At 65.9% G+C, this 18,284-nt stretch carries 8 protein-coding genes; all 8 read right to left on the bottom strand.

The window, feature by feature from the left end; all coding sequences use genetic code 11:
• Positions 1-172: 172 nt before the first annotated feature.
• From dpdD to dpdE, 8 genes are read right to left on the bottom strand one after another with little or no spacing between them, the layout of a single operon-like run.
• Positions 173-2,428, bottom strand: coding sequence for a protein DpdD (dpdD, locus tag KY572_RS04540; RefSeq protein ID WP_224240923.1), 2,256 nt, complete (start codon positions 2,426-2,428; stop codon positions 173-175).
• On the bottom strand, positions 2,425-2,943 hold the full coding sequence (gene dpdK, locus KY572_RS04545; protein ID WP_263451403.1) for a phospholipase D-like domain-containing protein DpdK: 519 nt from the start codon (positions 2,941-2,943) through the stop codon (positions 2,425-2,427). Before dpdK ends, dpdD begins: the two co-directional genes overlap by 4 nt.
• Complete coding sequence (dpdJ, locus tag KY572_RS04550) at positions 2,943-7,442, bottom strand: protein DpdJ (protein ID WP_224240925.1); 4,500 nt, start codon at positions 7,440-7,442, stop codon at positions 2,943-2,945. The genes dpdK and dpdJ overlap by 1 nt, the downstream gene beginning before the upstream one ends.
• 10 nt (positions 7,443-7,452) lie before the next feature.
• Entirely contained in the window at positions 7,453-8,157 is a 705-nt protein-coding gene (locus tag KY572_RS04555) for a hypothetical protein (RefSeq protein ID WP_224240926.1), read from the bottom strand.
• On the bottom strand, positions 8,154-11,234 hold the full coding sequence (gene dpdH / locus KY572_RS04560) for a protein DpdH (protein WP_224240927.1): 3,081 nt from the start codon (positions 11,232-11,234) through the stop codon (positions 8,154-8,156). The genes KY572_RS04555 and dpdH overlap by 4 nt, the downstream gene beginning before the upstream one ends.
• Positions 11,231-12,196 carry a hypothetical protein gene (locus KY572_RS04565; protein ID WP_224240928.1) on the bottom strand — a complete coding sequence of 322 codons (966 nt, stop codon included), beginning with the start codon at positions 12,194-12,196 and terminating at the stop codon, positions 11,231-11,233. Before KY572_RS04565 ends, dpdH begins: the two co-directional genes overlap by 4 nt.
• Positions 12,193-14,787: a protein DpdF gene (gene dpdF / locus KY572_RS04570; protein ID WP_224240929.1), complete on the bottom strand. Its 2,595-nt coding sequence runs from the start codon at positions 14,785-14,787 to the stop codon at positions 12,193-12,195. The genes KY572_RS04565 and dpdF overlap by 4 nt, the downstream gene beginning before the upstream one ends.
• The gene (dpdE, locus tag KY572_RS04575) at positions 14,788-18,093 is read right to left on the bottom strand and encodes a protein DpdE (RefSeq protein WP_224240930.1); all 3,306 of its coding nucleotides are present in this window, start codon (positions 18,091-18,093) and stop codon (positions 14,788-14,790) included.
• Between the last annotated feature and the right edge of the window lie 191 nt (positions 18,094-18,284).

Consider the following 18,284-nt stretch of genomic DNA (forward strand, 5'->3'; position numbering starts at 1 on the left):
CAGGCATCCATTTCCCCCTGACGCGAGCCCCGAAACCAAGCTCGCGCGGCTTGTTTCAGGTTCCACCCGAGGGAGCGGCATGACAGATGCGTATCATCACCGATCCCTGGATGCCGTGCTCCTCGTGGACAGGTGAACAAAGGGCAAACGGCCGTCCAGGCATCAATCCCGCTCAGGGATTCACCGAAATCGTGGACTTCAGGTAATCAAAAATGACCCGCAGCGCGCTCGCGCTCCCCTTGCCGCTCGGCCGCAGCAACGGCCGGTCCTTGGGCCTGTGACTCTCGATGAAAAGCGTCGCCGCGTGCTTGGCACTGGCCGTCACCATGACGAAAAGGTCCGAGTCCCGCGCCAGTTGCTTGAGCCGATCGTTGCCCACCTTGTCGTGACTGAGCTGGACCTGAACCTTGGGAAACGTCTCCTCCAGAACGTCGCGGACACGCCGGCCCGCCGCCTCGGTCAGCGTGTAGATGACGACCTTCTTGTTCGCCAAGGCCTTGGCGTCTTCTTGAAGCCCCTTCAGCGCCTCGGAGGCTGAAGCGCCGCCCTCCTGGGAGCCGAGCAGGCCCGACATGGACAATTCGATGCTCAGCTTCCGCAGCAGATGCCACTGCGACGCATCGACCCGCTCGCGGATCTTCCCCAACTGGCTCGTGAGGGTACCGAGCATGCGCTGGCGCACTGTTTCGCCCGAGCACGGGTAGACCATCAACAGATCCAGGAAGTCGATCATCCCATCCAGCAGGACGGGGGAGCACCAGCTCTTCCAGAGTTCCTCGGCCTGACCGACCAGTTCCGAGTAGAGCTCGGAGCGCAGGCCGATGCGGAGAAGTGCCTCGGCCAGCTCATTGAAGATCCGCACGGCATCCACGCCACCCTGGGTGCCATAGACGAGCGCCTCGACGAGCCGGAGGTAGACACCCCGAAACTCGGCCCGGGGAAACGCCTCGTCCCGCTGGAAGAAAGCAAGCAGATGGGGAAGTGCATCCTGGAAGGCATCCCCCATGCCCACTTCCTGGATGAGCAGGGCCAGCTCCTCCGTGCGCGGTTGCGGAGAGAGCAGTGCCTCGATGGACCACTCGAATGCGCCCTGCCGCGCCGTCTCCTGCGCTCGTTCCCATCGGGCATCCTCGCGGAGGCGCCGAAGCCATTCGATCCAGTCCGTGGGGATCGCACTTCCCTGAACGCGAGCGGTCGCTCTTCCGGCAATGGCCGCATAGAAGTCCCGGTTGCTGCGGGAGCGCAGGAGCGTCTCCTGTTCGCCGGGAGCGAGCGCATGGAAGGCACGATCCGCCTCATGCTCGGCCTCGAGGGTGCCCAGCTCGTACGCGCACTCGAACAGGAGCCGTGTCCGCTCGAGCGAAGGGCTGGCCTGACGTGAGAGGGAGAAAGCTCGATCGAAGTCCGCCAGCAAGGCCGCTTGACGTGCTCCTTCCAGCGGGTTGGCCGCCGGAGCTGGCGCGGCGGCCGGCAAGAGCGCCGCGATCTGGAGGAGGAAGGTCTTCTCGGATGGAGGCAGAGGCAGCGACAGCAATTCGTCGCGCAGTGCGGGCCGCTCCTGAGCCACCGCGAGCAGCATGAAGCTTTTGACGATCTCCGGCCGGAGAGCGCCCGCCCGCTTCTCATAGAGGTTGCCGTAGACGGGGAGGACTTCCTCCCGGAAACGCGCCACCGCCCGGACCGCATCACCCGCGGCCTCCAGCGGGGCGAGTTCCTGCTGGTAGACGGCCGTCATGAGGGCCCAGGTGACGGGCAGCGGCCGACGAACCTGCAGCAGGCTCCCCAGATCCGGCAGGCGCAGGAGCTCCTCGGGGCTGGCAAGCGCGGAGAGGATCTGCACCCGGAGGAACAAGAGGTTCAGCGCGTCCAGCCGAAAGTTTTCCTGAAGGAAGCGCAGATGCTCCTCGGCGGAGGCGCGGTGCCCCGCCTGGATCGCCAGGTAGAGATCCCGAAGGACGGCGCTGGTGGCTCGGGGGAGCGCCCGGGCACGCCCCTTGCGGTACTCCCAGCTGGTGCGCAGCAGGGTCAGCCCATTGAAGATGTCCTTGTCCCCACTGGAATTCCGCCCGCGGAAGTGAAAGGCCCGCCCTCCCGTGAGCTCGCGCACGGCGCGCTCGATGGGATGGGACTCGTCCAGCACGGCGGGCAGCCCACGAAAGTCCGAGTAGCTCGGGCCGATGAACGCGGTGAGTTCCTCACCGAGGATCCGGAGTTCCGCGTCGGTGAACGCCATTCCATACCAATCGATCTTCTGGCCCTTCCGCCAGTAGGGCAGCACGGTCCGCTGAGGCGAGTGGGTGCGCAGCCGCTCCACCCACGGGCGAAGCTTGCCTGCGGGGGTGTTCCCTCCCTTCTCGATCTCTCCCAGGGAGAAGTCATTGCCGGCGCCGAAGAAGCGCTGGAGGAACGAGGGAATGTCCAAGCTCATGGCAGCTCCGCTCCCCAACGCTCCGCGAGCAGCACCCGCTTCTCGGCCACCACATCCTGCGCGGTGAAGAAGTGGATGAACTCCTCGTTGAGGGTGATCCCGCTGTAGGTGAAGTTCATCGAGCCGCTCAGGTAATACCCATCCCCGAGAAGCCCCTTCTCGTGCAGGGCCTTCTGCTCGTGTAGCTTCAGGCGCGGGTGATTGCCCGCGCGCATGACATCCAGGAAGGCCTCATTCCGGGAATCGGGCCGCGTGGCGATGTGGAGGGTCGTCCCGCTCTCCAGGAGCCGGCGCAGCACGGCGGAGAGGCGGATGGGTGCAGTGCCCCACTCTGGCGCCAGGGTGAAGAAGGAATAGGCGCGGTTCTCCAGGACGGCGATGTCGGAGATCCACGGGGACACCAACCAGATGCACCGGCTGGGCGACACGAGCTCCGAGGCGAAGAGGGCCTGGAGCAACGCGGGGACATTGGGAGCCCTCGCCGAGGTGGACAGGTGACGGGCTTCGCGCAACATCAAGGGATGACCTCCGGGCAGCGCAGCTTCACGGAGAAGCCCGTGAGTTCACGTACCACGGCTTCGACTCGCGGGAAGAGATGGAGGAACCCCACCTCGATGGGATCGGCCACCAGTTGGAGAAGTGCGCTCTTGAGCGCATCGCGCTCAGCCTCGGCCGCTACCAGCCTCACCGAGCCTCCCTCCGCGAGCGTCGTCTGCACCTGATTCCGCCAGTCCTGACTGGAGAGCTCGATCGTCCGCTCCGTGGGCCCGATGCAATCCAGGACAATCTCCCGATCCGCCTCGGGAAGGCTGGCGAACGGGTTGTAGGACGACAGCGCCCGGGCCCGAATGATGCTCCCCCGAGGCCACAGCAGGCCGTAGATGGCCTGGTAGCGCCAGGACGCCTCCTCATGCATCCCCTGCCCCACGCTGGTGAATCCCGCCGCAAGCGCCTCGTCCTGACTGGCCACGAAGGCAAAGGGACGCGCCTCGATCTCGATGCCCAAACGGGCCTCCTCCTGCTCCCATAAGCGCAGGAGCACGCGGAGCACCTCATCCGTCTCCTGGCTGCTACCGGGACGGAGCACCCGGGCGTGGAGGGCGCAGATGACGGAGTGCGAGGTGAGCAGTCCCCGTGATGCCATGACTGCGCGCAGGTGCTCCGCGGCCCGGGATAGGCTGCGCATCCCATAGGCACCGCGGACCTCGGCGAGCGCGTCGGAGAGTTCCTGCTCTGTCTCCAGCAGCTTCAGCAAGCGGGTGAGCTCCGAGTCCACCAGCTCGAAGTCCGACGGCGCCAGCGCGCTCTCCGCGAGGAGATAGAACAGGCGTGGATCCTCCGCCGTGCGCCGGAGGATCTCCTCGACGATGCCGCCCCCTCCCATGGAGTCCTCGGTGATCCAGATCTCCCGCCACTCCTCCGAGGGAAGCGCCCCTTGCGGAGAGGGCCCCGGGTCGAGATCGAGCGTGAGATCCCCCGCATCGAACTGAGGGCAGAGGCGTTGACAGGCCTCCAGCAGGGCCCCTCCCAGGGTGGCGCAGAAGCGCTCCTGGGCCCACCGGTGCCACCCGCCATCGGGAGGCTCCCAGAGGCTGCGCGCCAGCTCGTGGAGCCGGGCCTGGACCTCGGGGTTGCGGCAGAGTTCCTCGATGTTCTTGTGGACACGGGCCTTGCCCGCTGGCTCGGCGTCCTCCTGCGCTTCCACGTCGACCACCTGGAAGATCACGTCGAGGACGGAGGAGAGCTCTTCGTCCAGCTCCGCCTCGCGCAGTTCAGCCGCGGCTTCCTTCAACGTCGACTGGGCGCCAGAGGCCTGTGTCACCAGCGCCGCCAGGTACACCTGACCCAGCCAGTCCAGCTGGAAGGTATTGGCCAGGGAGCCCAGCAGCTCGTCCTGCTGGACTCGGTGGCGGAAGTACGCGGAGCGGAAGGCTCGGAGCTTGCGCTCGCTGCCGGCTCCCGCCTCCATGCGCAGGTTCTCCGGCATCCGAAAACGGAAGCGGATGCCATCCACGTCCTTGACGAAACCCACTGCTGCGGGAGGTCCACCGGGTGACTCGCAAAACCGGAGGGAGAGGCACCGCTCCTCGTACTGAACCTTGAGCTCCGCCTCGCAGCCAATCGCGAACCGGCGGACGTGGATGCGTGAGTCGAGGTTGTGGGTGAAGTAGCGCACGTCCTCGAAGAGGCGCGCCCAGGGAGTCCCCGCGGGAGGCCGGATGGCCACCCCGTCGTCCTCGGAGAAGATCTGGCTGCGCCACTCCAGCGTACCTCGCGAGCTGGCCTGGACGGCCCGCTCCGTCACCTGGGTCTTCAGAACCCAGGGGCGGATGCACCGGACGGGCACCACCTTCCCGTCCTGGATCATCTGGAAGATCCCCGCCTCCTCGAACTCCGCGCACCAGGACGTAACGGGCATGTCCTGGTTCTCGTCCACCAGGTTGGGCGGGGGGATCCAGTGTTTGATGTCCCCGCGGCTGATGGCGAATCGACGGGTGACATTGCCAGGAGTCAGCACCCGCATGGCCTGGACGATGGGCATGACGTCCTTGCCCTCCTCGTCGCGGCTGGTCTCCGGCGGGTTGATGATGGTGACCTCGGGCAGGTTGAGGTCACTGAAGAGGTTCTCGGGGACGAAGTCGGGCAACGGGGCGTTGCGCGCCTGGAGATCCTGGCTCCCCTCCCCTGCCTGAACCTGGAGGCGAGCCCACTTCGAGCGCAGCCGCCGGAGCATGGTGGGAACGACCGAGGCCAGCAGCGCTCGTGGTGGCTCCCACAGGACGGCGATCACCTCTTCTGGCGGAATCTGCAGGGCCTTGGAGAGGTAGGACTCGAGCTCTCGTCGAAGTCCTTCCTCGGTCAGTAACTCCTCCAGGAGCCGGGCCTCCAACTGCTGCCGCTGAACCGCCGGGAGGTACCTGTCCGAGGCTGGCTTGGTGAAGTCGTACCAGACACTGCCCCTGCCCGCGTTCGCGGGCAGCTTCGTCGCCACCCAGTCCATCAGCGCGTACGTGGCTTGCATCCGCAACACGTGCCTGTTGAGCGTGGGCAGCGAACGCCCTTCCAGTTGGGGATCGAAGAGTTGATCGTACCCCTGGTAGGCCAGCCGATCCCGGCCGTAGTCGGACAACACCACCACCGTCCACGGGCGCATCGTCCGCCGGCGCCCGGCGCGCCCCTTGCGCTGGAGAAACGAGGCCACGTCGCGCGGGGCCTTGTGCTGCATCACCGCGCCGACCTCGGGATCGTTGTAGCCCACCTCCAACGAGGCCGTGGCCACCACCACGTCGCTGTCACGGTCGACGCCCACGTCCTGCGAGGAGGTACGGCTGATCTGGAGCGGATGCTTGAGATCGTGCCCCAGTTCCTGGGGCAGGACCCACGCCTGCCCGGCCTGGAACTGCGAGAAGTTCGGGCTCTCTGGAGGCACGCGGAGGGCGGCCAGCGGCTCCTTGATGTGACGTCCAAAGGGCCCATAACCCTCGGCGCTGCGCAGGTCGTGGTAGAGCCGGTTGGTCACGTCCAGGTCGTCGGTGAAGCAATACACTCGCTTGCCATAGGCGCCCTCGCTGAGCCCGTTCTGGGGATCCAGCGTCCGCCGCAGCAGCATGGCCGTCTGGATGCTCGTGGACAGGAGGCTCGTGCCTGAGGCGGGATCGCCCCGGAGCGCCAGCTGGTACTCCATGCCCTCCTCCACCATCGGGCCGCTGGGAGAGATCTCCTCCACGGAGGAAGGGGGCAGACCCACGAGCCGGGAGAAGAAGTCCGTGGCATCCCGCAGCGTGGCCGACAGTCCCGTGAAGTGAAGCGGACTGCCCAGCGCATGGCGATAGCGCCGCAGGACGTGCGCGACCTGCGCGCCATGGACGCCGTGGTATGTGTGCACCTCGTCCAGCAGGACGATGCGGGGACGATACGAGGTCCCCAGACCGAAGAGATGACCGAACTGAGAACTGCTCAGCTGACGGTTGAGCATCTCGGTAGTGGTGAAGAGGATGTCCGGCGGCACGTGCACCAGCCGGTCGCGCGTGAGGACGATCTCGTCCTCCTCGACCTTGCCTGGACAGTCGGGAGATTCGCAGCGCAGACGTTCCCTGCCTGCTGCCAGATCCTCCTTCCTCCACTGGAGAACCCCCTCGCACACGGGGCATCGCAGGACGGGGCAGGCGAAGCTCCCACTCCTCTCCACCCAGGCTTTGTTGCTCCGCAGCGAGTCGGCCGAGGCCTGTTGCGGAGTGAGGCCCGAGAAGGCGGCCACGATCAGCTTGCGGCCCGCCGGGAGCACTCCATCCAGGCGGCGAGCCTGCAGGAAGGTCTCGGAGAGCTGATCCTTGAGCAACTCCGTCCGCGGGTACACCGCGAGCGCCTTGGTGAAGTACTGCCCGGGGCGAATGAGCCCCGCGAGGTACGAGAGCGCGGGAAGGTAGAAGGCCAGGGTCTTGCCAGTCCCCGTGCCCGCGCAGACGATCATTCCCCGGGGCCGGCTTTCCTCGAGGTCACCGAGCATCCGCTGAGTGGCACGAAGCTGGAAGTCCGCGAGATGGAGGGGCTTTCCCCCCGCGTTGAGCAGCGCCTCGAAGGCCTGCCAACCCGTAGCCGGGAGACGGACCTCCGGCCGCATCCGGTTCAGCGCTTCGGCTGGCTGGATGTGCCGGGCCGGATACCGGCGAGGGCGCAACGCGAAGCGGTAGTCGCTCACCAGGGTGGGCGCGTTCTCCCACCGCTTCTTCGGGAAGAGCTGCCGCAGGCGCGCCATGAGGCGCGTCGTCTCGGCCATGCGCGTCCGGTACAGGGAGCGCCCCGCGATGTGGAACTCGAACAGGAGTCCTCGCTCGATGAGCTCCTCGCAGAGTTGGCCGGCGGCCACCTGCTCGTCGCGCTCGGAGAGAAAGTCGGCGGCGAACTGGCGCACCTCATCGTCGGAGAAGCCGCCATCACACAGGCCCCAGCTGAGCTGTCGGGCCTCTTCGCGTTCCAGGGTGTCGAGAAAGTCGCGGAGCAGTTCGAACGTCATAAGGCTCCCGTCAGGCTAGGCGGATGCGGAAGGTGGAAGTGAGCCGGTTGGAGACGAGCCAGGCACGCACGGAGTCCGTCCACAGATCGAGCGGAGCTCCCTGCTGTGAGACGGCCTCACGGAGGAAGCTCACCACTTCCTTGGGCACGTTGTCGCTGCCGAGCTTGCGCCACTCCGCGTCGATGTCCTGGAGCGCCTGCTTGAAGGCCTCGAGTTCAGCGGCGCTCCGAGGAGGCGTCCGGTTCCTCTGCTGGAGCGCCAGGACGCGCCCGCGCACCGCGTTCACCGTAGGGGTGAAGGCTGGGATCTTCTGGAGGATGATGAGGAGCTCATCGGAGAACCCCCGCAGCTTTCCGACGACATGGCTCGTCCATGCCTCCACCTGCGCGCGCTCGAGGGGCTCGAGGATCTTCTCCACCTTGTCCTTCAGCTGGGAGAACGGCTTGTCCAGCGCCTGATCGGGCGACGTGATGTAGGCGGCCCGGAACTCTCCCACCAGCTTGCTGATCGACTCCGCCAGCCCGGGAGGGACCGTGGACATGCCCTCGGAGCGCAGCAGCGCGGCCGTCGCGGAGAACTGCTGGAGCCGGACCTGGAGCTTCTCGATCTGCTCTCGGCGCGTCGTGAAGCGATTGAGCTGGTCGAGCTGCCGCTGGAGCTGGAGCTTCGTGTCGATCAGCTGGGGCAACTGCTGGATCTGCTCCTGCATCCTCATCCTTCACTCCTTTTGAGCTCCTCGGCCAGCTTCTCCATGGTGGCCAGCGCCGTGGTGATGGCCTCACGTGCCACTTCCAGCTCCTGCCCGCCCTCGGTCCGGAGTTGGGTGAGGTCGGAGTTCACTCGGTTGCTCGAAGCGTTCAGGAACCGCTGCGCCCGCTCGATGAAGGTCTCGATCGAAGACATTCCCGCGTGGTGGTCGCGCGAGAGATCCACGATCCGTTTGTCCGAGTTCTTCTGCTCCCGGAGGCGCGCGATGGCGGCCAGCGTCGTCCCTGCGCTGGGGGTCAGCGTCTCGACGCGCTTGATGGCCTCCTCGAGATCATTCAGGTTGATCCCCACGAAGGCGCCCGCGTCACGGGCCTTCGTCATGGTTGTGCGCAACCCGGCGAGGAGTTCCTTCCAATCCGTGGATGGCTCGATCACCTGTGTCACCCGAGACTCCCAGTCCAGATGGCGCTCCTGCTCCTCGGCCAGGGCCTTGTCGAGGAGTTCGTCCACCTTCTGGCGCACCTTCGTGATCGGCTCGAGCTCGATGCCCTTCAGGTCTTGCGGGAGGACTTCGTGCGGACGCCAGTCCTTCAAGAGCCGCTCGAGCGGCTCGACGATCCGCACGCCATCGACGATCTGGACGGCACGACGCCCACCCTTGGTGCACCCGGTCCGGCTCACGACGATCTGCTGGAGCTTCTGCCGGTTGCTGGAGAGCACCTTCGTGAGCGCCTTCCAACTGGCTCCGCGCGCCTCCGAGGCAGGAGCCCATTCCGAGAACAGGACATCCACCACCTCCTCGATCGAACCTGCCTTCGTATAGGCGGGGCGCCCGGCCAGCCGTGCTCCCAAGGTCAGGAGCTCGACAGCGGCCGGCACGGGATCGAAGGCAGTTTCAGACTCGGTGGGAGCCTGGATGCGCGCGAGCACGAGACTGGTCCACCGGTCGAGCCGGGAAGTGAAGGCCCTGAGGTACCTCGCCCCGCCCGGGAATCCCCAGTGTCCATGCCGATGGAAGCGAAGCAGTCCCTCCAGGGCGAGCGCGGTGGCGCGGAACTCCTCGGCGGTCTCGTGCTCGGGGATGCGGAGGGATATCGCCGTCGAGTGAAACTGGAGGCTCTGCCGATGGAAGTTGATGCTCTTGACCTGAAACCCACCAGTCTCGCTCACGAAGTGCTTGATGAGGAGCAGGGACGGATCCCAGAGGTGGTGTCCCGTGATGGCGGCGTGCAGATGCTCCCGGAGCGTCTGCGTGAGGGCACTGGCGAGCGTCCCTCCCTTCAGCCAGGCATTGAGTTGCTCCAGTTGCTCGTCGAGCTTCGCGTCCTTGGGATCCTGCCGGGATTCCGGGGCCACAGGCGGAACGCCCGGGGTCGCCTTCGGACCCGTGGGGATGAGAGGAGCAGGCGTAGGCGCGATCGCGACGGGTTCCTCTCTCTCCACACCCAGCGGCGGAAGATCGAAGGCCTCGTGGATGACCGGATCGAGGTCGACGAGCTCACGGCTCGAGGACCAGAACTCCAGCAGCACCTCGCGCCTGTCGCCGTGGTTCGGGTCCCTCCGGTGGATCTTGTCGGTGACCGCGATGGGCAGACCGGCCTTGCCGGTGCCGAAGTGGGCTCGCAAGGCAGGGGATGGGAAGTGTCCGGCCTTCAGATCGTCGGTGTACGTCTCCAGGGTGTGCTTGAGAACATCCTTGATGAGGAGCCGTGGCACGAACCGTCCCGGGCTGACGCGCTCCTGCATGCGCTGGAGCGCCAGGGCGTTGAACGGATAGAGCCCAACGCCATCGCGCTGGCCGAAGGCGTGGTGGCATTTCTCCTGAAAAGGACACTCCTCGCAGGCATTGGGCGGCTTCGCGGCCTGCTCGCTGCCCTGGTGCACGCCTTCGAACCAACCCTTGAGCTCGTTTGCGGGTACGCGGGACGCGTTGAGGTAGCGCGCGACGAACTGCTGGATCTCCCCACTCTGCTCCATCTCCGTTGTCGCATGTGAGTCGATGTCTAGGTTGACGGTGAAGGACGTCCGGTGCTTCACCGTCTCCCTGAAGTCGCGGAAGTAGCCGCTGGTACACGCCAGGGCCGTGCGGATGCCACAGAGAGGGCGATGGCCTTCCTGAGCGCTGCGGACCAGGAGTGCCTCGAGCAGCTGGTGCTCGATTCCCTGGAGCTTGGCGAAATCCTCGATGAGGAGGATGAGCTCGACGCCCTTCTCCGCGAGGACTTCGCGCACCTCGGTCATCAGCTTCAGCAGCCCCTCTCCTCGCAGATGCAACAATGAGGAAATGGACGCATCCAGGTTGAAGTTGAGCCAGCGGACCGCTTCCTGGAGCACGCTAGGGTCGCTGAGCTGGAAGTACACTTCCCGAGCGGCGGCGCCAGCCTGATTCACTTCATCCAGCCTGAAGCTGAGATCGGCCTCCGTGAACTTCCTTCGCTCCGTCAGGCGCTCCACCCGATCAGAGCGACCCAGCACGTGGGTCGCCAGCCGATCGATGATGCCGCCATCCGACAGGAAGTGCTTCCGGAAGACCGGGTCGTACAACAGGGCGGGCAAGGTCTGGACGCAGTACTCCTGCCCCTCCGTGAGGCCCACCATCCCATGAGCCCCGTTGGGGCCGATCTCAGTAGCGATGTTGTTGAGCAGCAGTTCGCGCGCCCGGCCCTCGGTGAGGGAGTCCGTCTCCTCATGCAGGCGCTTGCGGAAGGTGTCGAACCGCTCGCCCTCCAGGTCTCCGACGATCCGCTCGATAACGGAGCGCAGGTTGGTTCCCACCTTGGGAATGAGGAGGGGACGGCGCTTCTCCGTCTCGGGGATCTGGGTATGTAACCACCGAATGAGGTGGGACTTGCCCGTGCCCGCGTCCCCCAGGACGGGAACAAAGGCAAAGGACGAAGGACTCAGGAAGTCCTTCAGGAGTTCCTGCTCGCTGTAGGCCCGCGAAGCGGTGCCGTCCTGCAGGTCCTGGCGGGTCATCAACACGGGATGGTGCGTGGCGAGGAAGACCTCCTGAGGCACCTGAAGCGCCTCGGTGTCCATTACCTGCTCCACGCGCTCCCGCTTCCAGCAGTCGTACCGCTTCATCCGCGTGCCTCCCCCCGCCACCGGACCTGCGAGTAGAGCACCACCTGATCGTCGTCTGGCAGTTGGACCGCGTCCGCATCGGACGCGTGGGACATTTCCACCACGCCCTCCTCCTGGAGACGGAGCCACGCATGGGCGCTGGCCCGGGTCAGGGTGCGACCATCCAGCGGCTTCGAGCGGCCCGCCTGCTCATTCTCACGCCGGAACACGCCTTCCTCGAAGATGCCGCAGAGTCCGGCCAGGTCGGCCAGAACCTCCGTGAAGGCCCGGGACGCGCGGGGCTTGGGGAAGAGCTGGGGAAGGCGCAGACGCAGGTGCTTGGTGGGATCCGGAATGAGGAACTGGGTGCTTTTCTTGCTCGAGAACGTCCAGGTGAAGCCCAGGTAGCAACCCCACTCTCGCAGTTGCCCGTAGCGAGCCAGGTTGTTCATGTGCAGGGACCTGACCTGCTCTCGGTGTTCCCTATCCAGGAAGTTCCAGTCCGCTGGCGGTCGTTGGGGGTCGAAATCGAGGTACCAGGCGATGGTGCGCGCCAGGTCGTGGTTGATCGGGTTCTCGGGCTTCAGGAAGAGATCACAGAGCGTGAGCGGAGCCAGGTCCTCGGCATGCTTCGGGTCTCGAGCCGCCTTCGGCAAGTCGGGAGAGAGGACCACGCCGTCTCCGTCCTTCTCGAGCAAGCGCATGCTCTCACACGCCGCCAGCACGCGCTTGATCATCCCGCGTCCACCCTTCTCCTCTCCCTCCGGCGCAGAGGGCTGTGCCGCGGCGCTGTCCTGCACCGGTGGCTCTGCTTCGGCCTCCTCCGGCTCCCCTTTCTTGGAGGAGAGGTCGGCCAGGCCCTGGGGCATCAGCACACGCTCCAGGGTCTCGCGTGATTCACGTTGTTTTCGCGCACGAAGGAGATACCGGTAGACGGCCAGAACCCGGCTCGGCACCGCGTCCGGAATGCTGAAGACGCTCATAGGGAGACTCTTACTCGGAACTCGTCAAAGGTGAGGCTGCGACAATCGAGGACATCCCTCAACCTGCGATGGGGAGCGGTGGGGTCCACGGCATCCTGAGGGAGGAAGACCACCCGGGGAGGGGTCGGCAGACCCTCCGCCGTCCGGGCCGGCACATACATCCTGGAAGGCACGGGGCGCTCACGCGGGTGGAAGACAAGGAGCGGCCCCAGCAGCTCGGAGTCGGGAAACCGCAACTCCTCGTGGAAGAAAACAAGATGGGGCGCGCGCTCGAACTCCATACGGTAGTCCTCCAGGACCTCACGAGGAGCGACGAGGTCCTGGAGTCCCTGCCCGACGAACCAGCGAAAAGCCCTCCGGCGGTGTCGAGGCCAGGAGGCATCCTCCGCAGCCCCCTGATAGTAGATGACGAGCATCTCCCCTCCCCCCATCAAGACACGAAGTCCCGGCTCCACCGTCCGGCTCGGGCGCCACGGCGAACGAGGAGGAGGCGCGGGCATCGTGGTGCGGTGGCGGCCTGCTCTCCAGCATGCGGCGCATCCGCCACAGGCCGGGGCGACGTCGATGGCCTGACGTGGGGGACGCCCTGGAATCCGATACACCTCGGCCAGGATCTCAGCGATGCAGCGGGCCCCTCTCAGGCACTCCATCATCAGCTCGTGGCCACGCCGGGCGAAGCCGCGCTGACGCTCGGGTTCGATGACGTGGGTCCACGTCTCGGGCAGGTTGTGTGCCTCGTCGAGGATCTCCACCACGCGCCGCCGGGAATATCGCTCGAACTCCTGGGCGTACCACGCCTCCGCGTCCTGGGAGCCCTCTGCCTCGGGGGCCAACCGGGGCGGAGCCTCCGAGGAGAGCCTCAGCAAACCGGCCCGGGTCATGAGGGTGAGCGTGCGGATGTTCCACAGGACGTTGTAGGAGCGCTCGGCCATGTCGATGCCGTCGCCTTGCAGGGTCCTGCTCACATCGAGCGGAACGCGGTAGCGCCCGTTCCCCAACGGTTCCGCTTGCTTGAACATCGAGTCCCAGCGCGGCTGCCCCAGCGCGATGCTGATGATCCTGTGCTGGCTCATGTCCTGAGCTACCTTGACATCCTGCCCTGTGTAGACGACGAGCGAGATGCTAGCCCGGCCATCCCGCCCTCCCCGCCCCACCTCCTGGTAGTACCGGTCCACGGTCTCTGGGACACAGGCGTGCACCACCGCTCGCACGTCCTCCTTGTCCACCCCCAATCCGAAGGCGGAAGTCGCCACCACCATGTCCGTGGCCCCGGCCTGCCATTGCCGGAGAACTCGCTGACGCTCGGGGGTGCTGGTCTGGCCCGTGACCTCCTCGCAGCGCAGGAATCCCTGGTCGCGCAGAAGCCTCGTCCATGACTGCGCGTCCGCCACCTCCGTGGTGTAGAGAATGAGGGGCCTGGGCAGGTGGCGCAGCGCCTCGAGGATGCGATCCTGCTTCTCGGAAGGCGATGCGCACCTCGCAAAATGGAAGGAAGGCTCGGGGCGCAGTTGCACCGCTGCGATGATTCCAAACTCACCCGGCTCCTTGAAGAGCGTCTCCAGCGTGTCCAGGCAGGACTCGGTGAGGGTGGCGGTCAGGAGCAGGGTCCGAAACGACGAGCCCTTCGGGCAGGCCCGCAGCAGGCCCCGCCGGATGCCCGCCAGCTCCTGGAAGGCGGAGCGGAACTCCTCGCCCCACTGCTCGATCATGTGGGCTTCGTCGACCACGAGGAGCCGGAGCAGACCGGCGCTGGCGGCGTCATAGAGGGCGCTGCTGAGTGAGCCGAGGAGGCTCTCCGGAGAGGTGAAGACCATCCGCTGGGTCCCCTGCCGGATACGCTGGCGGATCCCCTGATTGCGTGCGCGTGCCTCCGCGTCCGTGGCCGAGAAGTAGGCCGTCGGATGGGCCACCAGGGTCCCCAGGGCACGTTCCTGATCGATGCCGAGCGCCGTCGTGGGGACGACCACCACGGCGATGCCAGAGGGCTGAGAGAGCCACAGCGCCGGCACCTGCGCGAGCAGGCTCTTGCCAGCCCCCGTGGGCAACACCGCGACGAGCGTGGAATCCGGAGGGCTGGACAGTGCACATCGCAAGGCCTCCCGTTGCGCCACGGAGCGATAGGAGGACCGCTTCGCAATGGCGATGACGGGATCTCCCGGGGCGGGCTCGTACGTGCGGCGCGGCGTTTCGGCGAACGCGGCCTTCTCAATGTCCTGGGTCTCGGGCAGCCACGAGGGATGCCACTCCGAGGCCTGCACCCGAACGAAGCCCGTACGTGTGGGGAAGGCATCCAGACCGAACGACTCCCACTGCGAAGGCTCGAGCCAGGGAGGCGCCGCTGGCACGAGCAGGCTCTGACGCACCTGACTCCCCTGCCGCTCCTGCTCGCGCCGAAGGACGTGCCTCACAAGGACGGCCAGATCACCGCGCCCAGGAACTCCTGCGGGAGGACCTTCTGTGCCACGAAGTGCCTCCACGGCCGACACGAGCCTGCGGTGACAGGGCTCCGTGAAGTCCTTGGGCGAGGCCGTGACCTCTCCGACCAGGTAGCGACGCAGGTGCTCGAATGGATCGACCACGGCCTCTTTCATTCATCCATCCTGCAGACGGCGACCGGAGAGGACGATGAACCCCACGGAGTCGAGTCGGATGGAAGGGCTTCGGATGCCCGACATCAGGGCCTGGGAGATGGTCTCTTCCACTTCCAGCTCCTGCCCGAGTGCCTCCTTGCGGTCGGGTTCATCCTGCTGCTCCCGGTAGAGCCGCAGGCGGAGTTGCTCCAGGCGGGCCGCCATCTCGGCCTCCGCCCGGCGCTCCACCTGCTCCGCGCGCTGGATGTAGCTGTCGCGCATGCGCAGGTGGACCTCGGAGGACTCCCTCATGCGCTGGCAGAGATGGGGCCATTCGCTGGGATCAACGACCTGATCGATGTCGCGCAGGTGGATCTTGGCGAGGTTCCAGTCGTTTCCACCTTTGTCATGGCTGAGGTAGGGCCGCTCGAGAAGGGACAGCCACTCGGGCTTGCGCACCTCCGAAGTGTCGTCCATGAAGATGGTCTCCACGAAGGGGGGATAGAGGGAATCCGCCCATCGGCGCAGAGCGCCAGCATCAAAGAGCTTCCACCGGGCCCCCACCTCCAGCGCAGGCCCCAGATCCGCCTCCACGAGGTAGTTGAAGCGGAAGAAGAAGCGATCCTCCTGGGAAGAGGGAGCCCAGCCTGGCTGGTAACGCCACAGGGCGAAGCACTGCCCCCGGTCATCCCAGCGCATGTAGCGGGCTACGCTGTCGACGAAGCGATCTCCGAGCCGGAAGAGCCCGGTGCCGGGGATCTCGACCGCGGTCGCTCGGTGATGCGTGCCATAGGCCGTCGCCCGGCGTACCCCATGCTGCTCGAAGAGCGGAAGGATGTGCTCGGCCAGGTAGTCCGTGGGGATCAACGTGCGGCGCGTGGCCTCGTACTGATGGACGTTGGCGAAGTCCGGATGCGCGGACCGAGCGAACTGCAGGGCATCGACCACCCAGCCATCCATGGCCTGCTCGATGGGCATCGACTGGGCGTCGAAGGCCTTGAATGACTGGACGAACGTCCCCGTGGTGTCCCGAGACAGGGCCTCGATGGCATCGAGCGCGTCCTGCTCGGCCAGGCGAGCATGCTCCTGGTCGATCTTCGCGGTGATGTCCGGGATGAGTTCACTCAACCCCTGCGCCCCCTGGTGGAAGAGGGCCTTGCGGATGACGGGCATCCGCTCCTCGACGAAGAACTGCAGCGCGGCGATGGATTGGCGGAAGACGCCGAAGCCGGTGTCCAGCATGGAGAACCAGGCGGAGTGCGAGGACGTCTCCACGTCCGGCCCCACGAACACACGGGAGCGCATCGGCTGGCTGCGACCAATCCGGTCCACGCGTCCGATGCGCTGCTCGATGCGGTTGGGAGACAGCGGCAGATCGAAGTGGATGACGACGTCGGCCATCTGCAAGTTCCGGCCCTCCTCCCCTGTCCGATCGCAGACGAGCACATCACAGTCCGAGTCGACCTCGAGGAAGCGTTTGACCTCCTCCTCCACCTTGTCCGGCGCTAGCCCGAGCTTATGGCAGGCCACCTCCTCCTCTCCCAGTGCCTCGCGCAGCCGCTCGACGATAATCTGGCAGGCCCGGGTGTACGCGGTGAAGACGAGAACCTTGGGAGCCGGCTCATCTACTTTCCTGCGCAGTTTCCGGATGATGGCCAGCAGTTCGTCGCATCGGTCTCCCTCCTCGGACTCCCGCTGGGAGACCTCGATCATCGCGGAAAGGATCTCCTCCTCTCCCTCCATCAGCGGGTGACGGCAGAGCAGCGCGAAGTCCTCTGTCGTGAAGTCATGCTTCAGCTGAGGATGGGGTTTGCGGTCGATGCGGCTTCGAACCACCTCCCCCAGGACTTCGAAGCACGTGCCCGCACTTTCCCAGAGGAGGCAGAAGAGCCGCACCAGGGACGGCTCCTGGGCCGGATCCTCCACGAGGTTCGTGTGCGCGAGGCTGCGCCAGTTCTCCAACAACTCCAGGATCTCTCCCCACCGCTCGTCGCTGTCGGACTCCTCGATGAGAGGCCGGTGCGCCGAAGAAGCAGCTTCGACATAGCGAAGCGCACGAAGCCCCTCTCCAACGGCGCGACGGCGGTTGCGGAGCATGCGGCGATAGAGGCGGTACGTCTCGCTCACATGGACACGGAGCGCGCGAATGGCCGCGTCCCGGAGGGCGCGCTCGGGTTGATCCAGGGTCTTCTCCAGCGCAGAGGCCAGAGCCTCGAGCTTCTCGTCTCCCGCGAACGTGACACGCAGGGTCTTCAGGTTCTGCCGGATGACGAACGGATGGACGCCCTCGCGCAGGGACAGGAGCAACTGGCCCACCTGCTGGCGCTTGACCACCCGTGCGCGGAAGCGCTCCTCGTCCTCCAGGCGGTACAGCCGGGGATCGAGCAGATGCAGCATCGCCAGGAAGCTGCGCTCGTTGTGGAGCGCGGGAGTCGCCGAGAGCAGAAGGAGCCGTCCCGCGCCATGAGCGAGTCGGCGGAAGGACTCGAAGCGGGCCCGCTCGGAAGCCTGATCGGAGAAGGCTAGCGCGGCGATGTGGTGGGCCTCATCGAGCACAACCAGACCCGGAATTGGCGCATCCCTGAGCTCCTCGAGCTCATCCGTTCCCAGCACCTCGACATCTCCCAGCTCGAAGGCCTCGAACTTCTCGAGCAGCTCCGCCTTCCATTGAGGAACGAGCATGGGGGGAACGAAGAGGCGCACGCTTCCGCGCGGGTCATCGAGGAGAAACTGCCGCACGATGACTCCCGCTTCGATGGTCTTGCCCAGCCCCACTTCATCGGCCAGGAGGTAGCGCTGAACGGGATCCTCCAGAACCCGGCGCACGACCTCGACCTGATGGGGCACAAGCGCAATGGAGGCAGAGAGCAAGCCCGTCATGCCTCGGGCCGCGGCGCGCTGGTCCGTGAGGGAGCGGAAGAAGGCGTGGCGGCGATCGTGGAAGAAAGGCGTCTCGTGCGCCTTCATCTTGAGGATCTCGATGGGATCCAGGATGGGCTTGTTGCAGCGGACGAAGATCTGCCCCTCGGGAACATAGCGAGACTCCGCGTTGGGAAGATCCACTTCGTACTCCCCGTCGACCAGGCGCTGGATGCGGCCGATCTGCCAGGGTTCGTCCTCATCCAACCGGAAGTAGCAGCGCGTCTGCGGACTGAGGCGATGGAGACTGACGTCACCGCGAGGCACGATCTGGCGTTCGCGCGCCGACTCGCTGGCGTCGACGAAGTACTCGATCGTGACTGTCTCTTCGTTGACCTCCGCCGCCTTACCGGGACCTTCGCTTCGGGTCCGAGCCACCACGATGGCTCCCAGTTCGAGAGCTGGCATGCCCCGAATTCTTTCCATGAACGGCCCCCTCCGTAGGCTCACAAAGACAGTCCAGAGATTAACAAGTTCGTCGCAACCCAGCACGATCGTTCAGCTTTCCCCGCCGGGTACGTTCCCACCCAGCGTGACGACCGGTGCGAGCCTCTTCGCTTTCAGTCCGGGTTCCCCTGAGAGGGTTCAGACTTTTTTTG

The organism is Hyalangium gracile (genome assembly GCF_020103725.1).
GTDB lineage: Bacteria > Myxococcota > Myxococcia > Myxococcales > Myxococcaceae > Hyalangium > Hyalangium gracile.